Raw genomic sequence first — 12,803 nt, 5'->3', positions numbered from 1 at the left:
TAGGGGAGTAACGGACATTCCTTTCTTCCTTTACAGGCTTATGAAATTATGTGCCTGAGAGGAGAAGGCTTGCAACTGGGTTTTACGACTGACCCATTTTTATTTACTACTTTCTAAATTCAGAACTTACTTTCAATTATTTTCAAGACTTTCCCTTATAAAAGCATCAAGCGGAAAGCCTTTGTTTATCGGGCTTTCCGCTTGTTGCTTGAGAGGGTGGAAGGTGGGACTCGAACCCACGACATTCAGAACCACAATCTGACGCTCTAACCAACTGAACTACATCCACCGTTTGTTATGAATGCTTATTTCTAAGCGACTGCAAAGATAAGGGATTTATTTGGATGAACCAAATAAATCCCCTGTTTTTTCCAAATATTTTTGACACATGCAAGGATTATAGGATATAAACAGTGCTATGTGATAAAATCTTTAATTTTATTTTGCCTTCGTGGCAGGTGCGATGGGTTTGCTTGTTGGAGTGCTGTTGCCTTGCTGCTTGTTATCTTGTGTGGGTGCTGCTTGAAATCCCTGCGTGTTCGTAGGATTAGTTGTTTGTGTTTGTGTAGCTGTTTTTTCAAGCACACTTTGTTCGGTTGAGGCTTGGGGAGCCGTATAGGCGCATATAATACTAAAAATAACCATTGTGGCCGCAAGCGTCCATGTTGCTTTTTCCACGAAGTCGGTGGTTTTGCGTACGCCCATGATGGCGTTGGAAGAAGAGAAATTGCTTGAAAGGCCACCTCCCTTAGATTCCTGAATGAGCACGATGAAGATCATCAATAGTGACACCAGTACAATGAGAACTACAAAAAATGTGTACATAATTCTTTACTTATTTGTTTTTATTATTTAATATCAGCTTCTCTAAAAAACGAATTTGATCTGCAAAGTAAGCATTTTTTTTTGGATAATTCAAATTTATACGCTTAATAATTTCAAGAGCCTTATCATAACGGCATTGTTTGATATAAATCTTGGCTAAAGTCTCTGTAAAATATTCTTCAGAGCCTTCATTTTCTGCTTTGAGTTCATTTTCGTCTATGTTGGGTTTGTATTCAAGCTCTTCTTTTAGTTTGATTTTTTTGTTATCATTTTTTATGAAATTATCGATCAAATCATGTCCTTTTAGCATAGGTGCTTGTTTGGTCTCCGCTTCCTCCTCGTTTTGAGTTTCTATCAAATAGGATACGTAGTCAATAGCAGCGTCAGTGGGTGTAGGTCTACGCTTCGATTTATGCTCGGGTTCTTTTTCTTCGGGGATGGAGTCGAGGAAATTGTCAATAAGAGAGATGGTTCGATCTTGTTGCGTTTGGTCTTTTACGTCATGGTCTTGTTTTGCAATTGGCTTTTGCGATGTTTCTGTCAACTTGAACCTATAGTGTGCGGCCTCTACGAGATTGAAGACTACTTTGCGGTCTGTTATGTAGATGGCGGCTCGTTTAAGTTCTTCGTTAAAAGTGGGGTCGTGTAGCAAATATAGGTTTTGAAGAAGCAAAAGCCGGGCCGTTTGATAATATGGGTATAGTGCCAACAGGCTGCGGAGGTCGTACAATGTCTCACAGTCAAGTTGCTCAGGGTGTTTGATAAGGTTTGCTATATCCATGATGTAGAAAGTAATGTATAGATTGTTGGAAGTCCTATTCGTATATGTGGTTACTTACCAATCTGCTACAGTTGCGTTAAAGATTTGGTCTGTAAGTTCTTTGCACATTAGCGTAACGAGTTTTTCTTGTACGCTGTTAAGCCCTTGTGTGGTTTCGTAAGTCTGTGTGGCTGTGAATGATTTTTCGAAATCTTTGCTATGGTTTGTATTGTTGGTGAATCTTACGTTGACGGTTAACGACAATTCCGTCTGGGCTGAATGTCCTTCGCTCGACACCGATTTATTGCGTTGTGAGTATTGTGTTATCTCGCCCTCAATGACCATATCTCCATCTCGTTTCACCTGGATGAGTCGTGTATGGTTGGCGAACATATCCTTGAGCTGGTTGTTGAAAAGTGGCCCCATCGGTCCCCATACGTAGCTGCTACGAATGGGAAAGTCGGTTATCTGTATGGTTTTTGTCTTGGTGTAGTCTATGCTGGCACCATTAAAGGCATAGGTCACCTTGCACGAAGATAACGAGCAGGGAACCATCAGAGAACATACCACAAAAATAAAGGCAAATTCTTTGAGACGCTTTTGTTTTTTTTGCTTTGTATTTTTATTTTTTGTCGAGCCCATATTGTTTAATTCTTCTATATAGTGTCCGGTCCGAAATGCCAAGCTCTTTGGCTGCTTTCTTTCTGTTTCCTCCATTTCTTTCCAACGCTTTTTCTACCATTTGCCTCCCGAGGTCGCTCAAGTTGAGTGTTTCCGGCTCGTTTTTTATTTCCTCGGCTTCCGCCTCAATGGCAGAGTGTCGTCCAATATTAGTTATTGGGGCGTTGGCGCTGGATATTGTTGGAATGGAAGTGGGTTTCGATTCTATTAAGTTGTTGCTTTTATATGCGAGATTTTCACTCAAATCATGCTTGTCATTTATTTGTTTGCGCAGGTTTGTTAGGTCGCGTCGCAGTTCGGAGACATTCCCTCGCAACTCATAGAGAATCTTGTAAAGAAGCTCCCGCTCGCTTTCGTATGAATGATGGCCTGGCTGGTTGATGGTGGCCAGCTGTGTGCTCTCCGGATCTATGGGGATGTATTTTTTTAAATCGTCTGCGCCCAATTCTCTGTTCTCACTTAGGACAGACATTTGCTCAGTGATATTTTTCAACTGGCGCACATTGCCTGGCCATTTGTAATGCAAAAGAACTTTTTTAGCCTCTTCAGTCAATGTAATTTTTGGAATGCGATATTTTTCTGCCATCTGCATGGCGAAAAGCCGAAACAACAGCACGATGTCGTTACCGCGGTCGCGTAGGGGAGGCATCTGGATAGGGATGGTGTTGAGCCTATAATATAGGTCTTCCCTAAATCGTCCCTCGGATATAGCTTTGCGCATGTTTATGTTGGTGGCGGCTACAATGCGTACATTAGTCTTTCTAATATCTTGCCCACCCACCCGGATATATTCTCCAGTTTCGAGTACGCGCAACAGTCTGGCTTGGGTTGCGATGGGTAATTCACCCACTTCGTCAAGAAAAATGGTACCTTTGTTGGCTATGCCGAAATAGCCTTCGCTCTCGCCAATGGCACCCGTGAAAGAGCCTTTCTCGTGTCCAAACAGCTCGCTGTCAATGGTTCCCTCGGGTATTGAGCCGCAGTTGATGGCAAAATATTTTCCTCGCTTGCGTGGAGAGTTGTCGTGAATTACACGTGGTATAATCTCTTTGCCCACGCCGCTTTCGCCTATAATGAGAACGCTTAAGTCGGTAGGCGCCACTTGCATAGCAATGTCCAGCGCACGATTCAGCCCATCGCTGTTACCAACGATGTTGTAACGTTGTTTTATTTTTTGTAATTCCGATGTGTTCATTGGATGACAAAATTACACAATTAATCTGACAATACTGCAAAAATGGCAGTAAAAAGATAATTAAATATTATGGTTTATGCGCTGTCATATATTGCGGAAATGCGAGATGACGCGCTTATTATAGTCTGCCAAAACAGTTCGTATCATAAAACGGCCATTTTTTGATACAAGTCAAATTTTCTATTCTTTCCATGACTTTTTGTCAGATTTTTATTGCTAATGTAAATATTTGGCTTTAACTTTGTTCCCACTTTAGAGGAAGTGACATGCTGTGATAGCATGGATAACAATGGGACGTAAACGGTCTCTGTATAAAAAATAATGGAAGATTTATGGTTACATTAATAGGCGTGACAGACATTTGGCGTGACTATTGCACTGCGGATGGTGAATAGAGCCAATGATTTAGAGAAAGGGTCATCAAGAGCCCCAAATAGTAAACAAGTTAGATATATTAAAAATTTAGGAAAGGATTGTAAAATGGATAACGTAACAAAAGCTATAAAAAAGGTATTCAAAAATTGGACTAAGAGTTATTTGGAGTGTATGCGTATATATGGAGAGGCCCTTCTTAGGGGTGGATCCTATGGTTGCGCATAGTAAGATATGTTCCGATACTATCAATCGGTGATGGTTCGGAGATAACCAAAACTCTTATTAGCAAAGTGATGAATGAGGTATTCGAGGTGTGTTTAGCACTGGGAGTGCCAAAAAATACAAGGAGGTTGACTCTGTTTTTGGAGTCAACCTCTTTTTTTTGATAGTTGTTAGATGCTGTTAACCAGATGCTTAAGTTTACTTTCCATCGTGTTTTTGGCTGGTTCCCCGGCCAATTGTGTTTTTTAAAAAAAGAATTTAGACGTGCTATCAGTTTAACGATAGGCAGCCTATGTCGAAAAGGAGACACAAAGATGGTAGCAAGGTGAAAAGATTGATTCGCGAATTAAACTATACGTTTAATTTTAAGTGCCTACTCACCTGTTTCTTTTCTCTATCTTGATAAGCAAAAGCCCGATGCCCGTCCATATAAGTTCTCTGATTCGAACGATAAGAGCTACGAATATGCCACCGCTCGCACTAATGCCCAATGATGTTGTAGACATCAAGAATCCCCCTTCGCGTCCACCCAGCTGCAGTGGCATGAAAAACAACAAATTGGCAAATAGCGAAGTGAAAGCCAAGATAAATATGCAGTCGAGATAGTTAACCCTTGGCATGATTACCAGAAGAATGAAGAAAATTTCCAAGGCGGAGCACACCCGACATGAGAATTCAAGTAGTACGGCACCGATGAAATTATGAGGGTTTTGACGATGCAAGGCTGCTATTTGCTGGTCAATGGCATCCAACTGCCCCCGATGTTTTTCCACAAAAGGCCTGGCCCATTTCTTCACGAAGGGTAGGTGACGCAGTAAATTCATTACTCGGTTAGCCAGTCCCTTGCGATACCCTGCTACAAAAAACCAGATGCCAAGCAGACTAAAAGCGATGGTGGCAGCTAACAAAATACTCATTAGGAATGTGACATGACGTACAAAAAGAAATAAGATGGCCGAAAGCAGCCAAAACCAAAGGTGGCTGAATATGTGGGTCATGGCAAAAAGAATAACCGATGACGAAGCCTTTTCCGTTCCTATCTTGGGTGCCAACATCATGACGCGATAAGGTTCGCCTCCCATCAAACCTCCTGGCGTGGCATAGTTCAGGGCAAATCCAGAAATGGTAAGTTTGTACAACCAGCCCAAGCCTATTTTTTCAAACAAGCCGACATCCTTGGATGATTGGCTGCACACACCTTTGATAATGAGATACCAAGACAGGGTGTTGAAGACATACAGTACGGCCCACAATATCACTACTGCCAAAAACCAATAACCCGCACGCTGAAGCCCCTCCCATACTTGTTTGAAATCAAGCTGGGTTACCATGACGGTGAGCACCAACAAGCCGAAGATGAAAAAACCGTTTTGGTATTTCTTTTTCATTATAAATGATTATTATTTTTGCTTTTGGTGCTCCTTGGCAGCGTTCTCGCGCTTTTTGGAGACGGCAAATCGTACTTTGTCGCTGTCATCCCTACGCTCGTGATAGAGCTTGGGCAGTGGGTGAGCCAGTGGCTCGTCATAATTATTGCGATTGCGAAAAGCGTCTATAGCTTGGTATATGGCGTATCTCAGAGGCGTTTCGTCAGCCTCACCTTTCCCCGCGATGTCATAGCATGGCCCCATGTCCACCGCTGTACTGATGAGTGGAAGTCCTCCATAATAATGTATGTTGTTGTTAGGCAACAGAGCCTTAAAAGGGGCTATGCCTTGGTCATGATACATGGCCAAGACACCGTCAAAAGCTTTGTATTGTCCGCTACCAAAAAAATCCGCGGCTTGGTATGGGCCGAAAGCGCACACGTTTACCTCTGCGAGTTTTTGTATAGCAGGTATTATCATTTCTTGTTCCTCCTTGCCACGCTTTTCCTCTGTGTCGTTGGGGTTGAGTGCCAGTACGGCTATGCGTGGGGCTGAGATACGCATGTCGCGGCGTAACGTGGCGTAAAATATGGCTATTTTCTCAATGATGGCTTGTGCGCTGATGTTTGTCGGCACATCTTTCAATGCCATGTCGTCGGTCATCAGTGCTACCTTGAGCCATTCGTTCATCACAATATCCAACACCTTCTTGCCTTCTCCAATGCTTGTCTCAATATATTTTGCAGGCTTGGGTATGGCGTAACCCTCTACCGTGAGATTGTTTTCGTTCACCGGGCAAGACACTATTACGTCAATATCTCCGTTTTTGTAGTCAGTAATGGCTTTGTCCAGTGCTTTCACGGCGGCTCTGCTTGCCTCCTCTGATGTCACTCCAAACTCCACTTTCACTTCGTCTTCAAATACCGCAAGCATGTTTACGCGGTTGTCTTCGGCTTGGTCGGCCGAGTTGATGATACTAAAATTGGCCTCAATGCCGAGCGCGTTCCGATGGTAAGTGGCCACTTTAGGCGACCCATATACAATAGGTGTGCATAGACCAAGCATTTCTGCGTCTGCAAAAGTCTTAAATATCAATTCGTATCCTATCCCGTTCGTGTCTCCGTGGGTAATACCCACGCGTATCTTTCCATTGTTCATATAATTTTATTTTAATGTGTATAAGGCAGCTTCTATTTGCCGCAGTAAGTTTCTTTTCTTTTTTCCGGGTGCGAAGACAAACGCTTCCGCTGTCACGTTGCCCACGCTGTGGCTTACAAACGGACCGCCCATGTCGTCGCCTTTCATCTCCCAAAGCCCTCTGAAAACTATCACGTCATGCCCGTTTTGCTTGGTCTTGTAGGCTGCTACTGTGGCTGCCACTGTGGCCATGAACATGTTGTCGGTCTCGCCCTTGATGTTGACGTGTGCCACACTGTCCCGTATGGCCACGAAGTCTTTGATGCCTCTTGGTGCGTCATGCTTGTAAATCATGATGTTTTGCATGCCCGTGGGCGAGTTGTTGCTGAGCCAAACAAAGTTTTTCCCCCGTTTGCTTGATACCATGTCTTGTGGTATCCACATGTCCACGCCTAACCATTCTTTCAGTTTTTTTTCAGCTTGGGCGTTTCGGTGCTTGCTTAGTCGAGCTATGGTGGCCTTTGTTTCGGCTTTTTCAAGTGTCTTTATCAATGTCGGTGCGTATGTAGGCAGGTGCCTTCTCAAGCTGTCCACCGATGGCGATTGCACGCATGCCACGATTTGCGGTTGGGCGTACACGTTGTGCGCCAGTTTTATTTTTGTCTTGTCATACGACTTGGGGTTGATGTCCACAATTACAATATTTCTGGCCAATTTCAAAGTTGCGCCCCATTCTTCGGCGCTCACAGTGGACACGTCAAACTCCGGCTCTCGCTGTGGTAAGCATTCCATGTCTGTGCTGAGTGCCTTTTTTACCAAATTGTCCTTGTCGCCCACCACCAACACCTCGTAAGGGGCGCCACCCGATTTTGGCAACCTTCCCCGGCTGTTGTCGCACGAGACCGATATGCCTCCGGCCGCCACGACGCATAGCGCCACAACTATCATGGCTGTGTTTCCTCGTGTCATGCTTGCTTTGGGGTGTGTCTACCTTTTTCTATGGAGGTGGTTAACATTCCGCAAGCCGCGTATATATCCTCCCCCCTGCTGGCCCGTATGGTCGTGAACACCCCGTGAGAGGTGAGGTAATCTCGAAAAACCTCCATCTTTTTGTGGTCCGCGCCTCTCAAGTCCACGTTGGGTATCTTGTGAAAATTAATGAGATTGACACGACAAAACAGTCCCTTGAGCAATCTAACGATTTCCTTAGCATGGCTCATGGAGTCGTTCACCCCATCAAAAACAATATATTCAAATGACAGGCGGCGCTGGTGCGAGAAGTCGTAATTGCGCAGCAACTCAACGATTTCCTCTATTGGAGAACTTTTCTCAATGGGCATAAGACTCGCTCTTTGCTCGTGAAGGGGCGAGTGCAAGCTGATGGCCACATGGCAATCGCTTTCGTCAAGGAATCGTCTCAACTTATCTTTCAGCCCGATGGTGCTCACCGTGATGCGCTTGGGGCTCCATGCATAGGCGTACGGAGCGGTTAAGATCTCGGTGGCTCTCAACACGTTGTCAAGGTTGTCCATAGGCTCACCTTGCTCCATGAACACTATGTTGGTCAGTGTGTCGCGCTCGGGCAGGCTGTAAATTTGGTTCAAGATGTCAGACGCTTGGAGATACCCCTCGAACCCCTGCTTGCCCGTTTGGCAGAAAAGGCAATCCATCTTGCATCCCACCTCGCACGATATGCACAGCGTGGCGCGGTCGTTGTCTGGAATATAGACCGTCTCCACAAATTTGGATTGTCCCGTTGCCGTATTGTTCTCGCCAGCCTTGTAAGCCACCGTACGAACCGGAAACAAGTACTTCACGGTGCCGTCTTTGGATCGCTGGGCCTCCACGGGATCGGCGCAACCCACCTCATATTCCTCAGCCAAGCGCAGGCGGTTAGCCTTCGAGATATTGGTCATGTCGTCGATGGATCTCACATGGCGCTCGTAGAGCCATTTAGCTATTTGGTCGCCGGTAAAAGCTGGCATGCCCATTGATTTTGCTGCGGCTCTAAGCTCGGCTGCGGTCATGCCGAGTAAAATTTTTTTATTCATACTGCAAAGATACTAATTTTTTGAACAAAGTATGCCGATTGTGTCCCAAATTCGCTACCTTTGCATATACTTTCGCCACGCCTGTCCCATCTCGTAACGGCACGCTTGCCATCTTGGCGTCACTTTGTCATTGCGTGCCCTTGCTGAGGTGCGGTGCATGCCATTATTAAGAAACATCACATGGATCATCAAGACAAACCACAATCGCGACCCACGGCTGTCATTTACAGCCCGTTAACACCCCAAGGTGAGCCACAGGTCACTGTGGGCATTGTCAGTGGGCGCAAGATAGTCTTTTCGCTCAATGCGCCATTCGAGGTAGATGGTCGTGTCGTAAGTGGCGACGAGATGGCTGAGTATGTCGGCGATGCCATTTTTTGGAGAGGCCATTCTTATACCGAGCTTATGTTTTCGCCCACTTCGCCCGATGCCAGTTTCTCGTTGCGTGACGTCACTATCGGTCTGCATTTTCATTGGGAGCGCAAGGAGACGCAAACGTTTTTGGGAGCCTTGCGCCTTGTTTGCGCGGATGGGCAGATACAAGCCATCAATCATTTGCCGGTGGAGCGGTATCTCCAAAGTGTCATCTCCAGCGAGATGAGCGCCACGTCGAGCCTGGAATTGCTCAAGGCTCACGCCGTCATCTCACGGTCGTGGCTGTTGGCGCAGATTTTCGGTCGCGGCAAGACTCGTTGCCAAGCGCGCTCTGCCGAACTGATGCAGACCAACCAAGAGATCGTTCGTTGGTACGACCGCGAGGATCACGAGTTGTTCGACGTGTGTGCCGACGACCATTGTCAGCGCTATCAAGGCATCACCAAGGCCACCTCGCCACACGTGGCCCAAGCAGTGGAGGCCACCCGGGGGCAGGCGCTCACGGATGGTGCGTCCATCTGCGACGCGCGCTTTTCCAAATGTTGTGGTGGAGTGGTGGAAGAGTTTCAGTATTGCTGGGCCAACACGCCCAAGGGTTATCTCAAAGCTCTCGCAGACTCGCCCACGCCCAGCGCGTTCCCGGACCTCACGGTAGAAGCCAACGCCGATGCGTGGATTCGCAACGCACCGCCGGCCTATTGCAACACGCGCGACGCTCGTGTCTTGTCGCAGGTTCTCAACAATTATGACCAAAAAACCACCGACTTTTATCGTTGGCGCGTTGTCTATACCCAGCGGCAGCTCAGTGATATCGTCGATCGCAAGCTCGGCGCTCGATTGGGGCAAATTGTCGACCTTGTGCCTTTGGAGCGTGGCAAGAGTGGCCGTATCTACAAGTTGCGGATAGTGGGCACCCTCGGATCTATTGTCATTGGCAAGGAGCTTGAGATACGCAGGGCGTTGAGCGAGAGCCATCTCTACAGTTCGGCCTTTGTGGTGGACAAGCGTGGCTCGCTCAATGGCGCGCCAGTAGCCTTTGAGCTTATCGGGGCCGGCTGGGGGCATGGCGTGGGCTTGTGTCAAATAGGTGCCGCCATGATGGGGGAGCGAGGGTTCTCGTACCTTCAAATATTGGCTCACTACTATCCCGGGGCCAGCGTGTCACAGCTCTACGAATAAGAGCCTATAGCCCTTTTACATGTTACACCCCAAACCATCGTTCGATGTACGACAACCGACAACATACCCCCTCCAATAACCAAGGCAATGGCAGTTTCACTCGCAAACCCTGGCTTTGGGTACCGTCTCTCTCCTTTGCCGACAGCCTGCCAGCCGTGGCGGTGATGGCCATATCTGTAATTTTCTACAAGCAAATGGGCTTGAGCAACTCTGCCATCACTTTCTACACCTCTTGGTTTTATTTGCCCTGGGTACTCAAACCCATTTGGAGTCCATTCATAGACTTGGTTAAGACCAAGCGTTGGTGGGTATTGGCCATGGAGGTGCTTGTTGGCGCGGCGCTCGGCGGAGTTGCCTTCACCATCCCCACGGCACTGTGGCTGCAAGGCACGCTGTTTTTCTTTTGGGTTATGGCTTTTGCGGGGGCGAGCCATTGCGTGGCAGCCGATGGTTTCTACATGCTTGGTCTCAACCCCCACCAGCAGGCGGAGTTCATGGGTGTGCGCACCCTATTTGACCGTTTTGCGACAATATTCGGTCAAGGCATACTCATCATGTTGGCTGGCAACTTGCAGGTAGTGTTCCGAAACAGCATATCCTATTCGTGGAGCCTGTTGTTTTATGGCGTGGCTGGCATCTTTTTGGCACTGTGGCTGTGGCATAATTACGCCTTGCCGTATGCCAAAGAAGATGTCACCCATCAATATGTCGACGCTCGAACGATATGGCGTGGCTTTTTAGAGACATTTCAAACCTTTTTCACTAAGGGCCATGTGGTTTTCGCCGTTATGTTCATCATGCTCTTCCGCATGCCAGAGGGGCTTTTGTCCAAGGTCTCAGAGCTTTTTCTTATTGATGCCGCACACAATGGCGGGTTGGGATTGTCGCCGCAAGAATATGGCTTGGTGCAAGGCACGGTAGGTATTATCGGCATAGCTTTTGGCGGCATTTTGGGTGGCTGGCTGGCCAGCAGGGACGGTCTGAAAAGATGGTTGTGGCCTATGGTTGTGGCTTTCACGTTGCCGGAAATCGTATACGTGTATCTCAGTTATGCTCTGCCATCGAGCTTGATAATTATCAACGCATGCGTGTTTGTCGAGCAGTTTGGTTATGGTTTTGGACTCACCGCCTACATGTTGTACCTTATATATTACAGTAGGGGAGCGTACAAGACGAGCCATTACGCCATGGCGTCGGCCCTGATGTTTCTATCCATGATGCTGCCTGGCATCGTGGCGGGCGCGCTGCAAGAGTTTTTTGGTTATCGGCAGTTTTTCGTGTTCACGTTGTTGCTGTGCTCGTTGATGTATGTCTTGGCTGCGTTTATGCGAATAGACGACCAGTTTGGTAAAAGCGATTCAACCAATCAAGGTTAAGTGTTTATTGTCTATTGAGGTTAAGGCCTAACGGAAAACAGCTTGACACAGTTGCGGTGACTACTCCCTAAAGTCATAGTGGGGATTATAATGATAACTTAAAGGCTGCTTTAAGCGCATAGAGACTAGTATTGATTATTCTCTTCGTTGTCTTTCTTTTTTTTATTGTGCTTTCGTGGTGCGATACGCTTCAGGTCTTGGTCGAGCTGCTTAATACTTTCAAGATGTTCAATTTTCCGTTGTTGTTCTTTGTAGGCAATATATTCTTTTGTAGCCTTGGCAACTGCCGCTTCGTGAGAAATGGTGCTAGCATGCTCAAGAATATTCTTCTCGTTCATGGTGAGTACAAGTCGAAGTTTCTGCACCCAGTCGCTCATGTACATTGGTTTTTCGGCTAATGCCTGCGCCTCAGCATAGGCAAGAAACTGTTCCACTATAAGTTTTAATTGACCAATCTCTTTCTCATTCAGGTAGTTTTTACCTATCAAGACATCATTCTTGGTAACTTTTCCTTCTTTTTCCGTGGAAGTAAGTCCCATCATTGGCAATGAGGCATTGGCGCGATAGTACATGAGTTCTGCGGCTGTCTTCCCGCTGACAGCCCAGAGCAGTTTGTTCTGTACTTCCTTAAAGAAAGCCAATGTTATCTCAGCCGATGGATTATAGTCGATACTTGTTGCGTATATATCCTTTATCTGCTGATAAAATACTTTCTCAGAAAGACGTATCTCACGAATGCGGTCTAAGAGTTCCTTGAAATAATTATAGGAAGACCCCGTCTTGAATCGCTCATCGTTCAGCGCAAAGCCTTTGATGATATATTCTCTTAGCCGCTGGGTAGCCCAAATGCGGAACTGTGTGCCTTGCCGCGACTTCACCCGATAGCCTGCCGAGATGATTACGTCAAGGTTGTAATAATCCACCTGATAAGTTTTTCCATCCGTTGCAGTTGTTGCATAATTTGCAACAACTGAAGGATCTTGCAATTCTCCTTCCTCAAATATATTCTTAATATGTCGTGAAATGGTAGATTTGTCACGTCCAAATAAGATTGCCATTTGGTCTAATGACGGCCACAATGCCAACTAATGTGTTTATTAATGCCTGCACGTTTTACCCACCGTTTTAAAGATTTGCCACAAAATACAGATGGTTGCTTTCTTTCGGTCATGCTTATATCAGCATGGAAAAAAATATACAAAAGCCTTTTTGTATTTGGCGTATTTGCGAGCGAGTGGGGCACCGCCCGCAAATACGCCC

The 12,803-nt window shown here is 46.3% G+C and carries 10 protein-coding genes, 1 tRNA gene and 1 pseudogene; 2 read left to right on the top strand and 10 right to left on the bottom strand.

What is annotated here, in order from left to right:
• Positions 1 to 214: 214 nt before the first annotated feature.
• The 9 genes from C7379_RS04745 to rlmN form a co-directional block, all read right to left on the bottom strand.
• Positions 215 to 290, bottom strand: a tRNA-His gene (locus C7379_RS04745).
• A 148-nt stretch (positions 291 to 438) separates the two neighbouring features.
• On the bottom strand, positions 439 to 825 hold the full coding sequence (secG, locus tag C7379_RS04740) for a preprotein translocase subunit SecG (RefSeq protein ID WP_116616225.1): 387 nt from the start codon (positions 823 to 825) through the stop codon (positions 439 to 441).
• A gap of 10 nt (positions 826 to 835) precedes the next feature.
• Positions 836 to 1,606: a tetratricopeptide repeat protein gene (locus tag C7379_RS04735; RefSeq protein ID WP_116616224.1), complete on the bottom strand. Its 771-nt coding sequence runs from the start codon at positions 1,604 to 1,606 to the stop codon at positions 836 to 838.
• A gap of 54 nt (positions 1,607 to 1,660) precedes the next feature.
• The gene (locus C7379_RS04730) at positions 1,661 to 2,140 is read right to left on the bottom strand and encodes an LptE family protein (protein WP_243406709.1); all 480 of its coding nucleotides are present in this window, start codon (positions 2,138 to 2,140) and stop codon (positions 1,661 to 1,663) included.
• Positions 2,141 to 2,207: 67 nt separating this feature from the next.
• Positions 2,208 to 3,461, bottom strand: a complete 1,254-nt coding sequence (locus tag C7379_RS04725) for a sigma-54 interaction domain-containing protein (protein ID WP_116616222.1) — start codon at positions 3,459 to 3,461, stop codon at positions 2,208 to 2,210.
• A gap of 974 nt (positions 3,462 to 4,435) precedes the next feature.
• Positions 4,436 to 5,446, bottom strand: a complete 1,011-nt coding sequence (locus C7379_RS04715) for a lysylphosphatidylglycerol synthase transmembrane domain-containing protein (RefSeq protein ID WP_116616220.1) — start codon at positions 5,444 to 5,446, stop codon at positions 4,436 to 4,438.
• A gap of 12 nt (positions 5,447 to 5,458) precedes the next feature.
• Entirely contained in the window at positions 5,459 to 6,583 is a 1,125-nt protein-coding gene (locus C7379_RS04710) for a PdxA family dehydrogenase (RefSeq protein ID WP_116616219.1), read from the bottom strand.
• Positions 6,584 to 6,589: 6 nt separating this feature from the next.
• Positions 6,590 to 7,531, bottom strand: coding sequence for a DUF4837 family protein (locus tag C7379_RS04705; RefSeq protein WP_116616218.1), 942 nt, complete (start codon positions 7,529 to 7,531; stop codon positions 6,590 to 6,592).
• Positions 7,528 to 8,613: a dual-specificity RNA methyltransferase RlmN gene (gene rlmN / locus C7379_RS04700; RefSeq protein ID WP_116616217.1), complete on the bottom strand. Its 1,086-nt coding sequence runs from the start codon at positions 8,611 to 8,613 to the stop codon at positions 7,528 to 7,530. Before rlmN ends, C7379_RS04705 begins: the two co-directional genes overlap by 4 nt.
• 180 nt (positions 8,614 to 8,793) lie before the next feature.
• On the opposite strand from rlmN, the gene C7379_RS04695 reads away from it, so the two are divergent.
• Together C7379_RS04695 and C7379_RS04690 are read left to right on the top strand one after the other, a co-directional pair.
• On the top strand, positions 8,794 to 10,167 hold the full coding sequence (locus C7379_RS04695; protein WP_116616232.1) for a SpoIID/LytB domain-containing protein: 1,374 nt from the start codon (positions 8,794 to 8,796) through the stop codon (positions 10,165 to 10,167).
• Positions 10,168 to 10,211: 44 nt separating this feature from the next.
• Positions 10,212 to 11,543, top strand: coding sequence for an MFS transporter (locus C7379_RS04690; protein WP_116616216.1), 1,332 nt, complete (start codon positions 10,212 to 10,214; stop codon positions 11,541 to 11,543).
• 125 nt (positions 11,544 to 11,668) lie between these two features.
• Here C7379_RS04690 and C7379_RS04685 read toward each other — a convergent pair.
• Positions 11,669 to 12,622: pseudogene (locus C7379_RS04685) on the bottom strand (virulence RhuM family protein); the annotation flags it as partial.
• Between the last annotated feature and the right edge of the window lie 181 nt (positions 12,623 to 12,803).

Source organism: Hallella colorans (assembly GCF_003096815.1).
Classification (GTDB): domain Bacteria; phylum Bacteroidota; class Bacteroidia; order Bacteroidales; family Bacteroidaceae; genus Prevotella; species Prevotella colorans.
The sequence above is the reverse complement of the archived record's forward strand: the minus strand, read 5'-3'. Positions and strand labels throughout refer to the sequence as shown.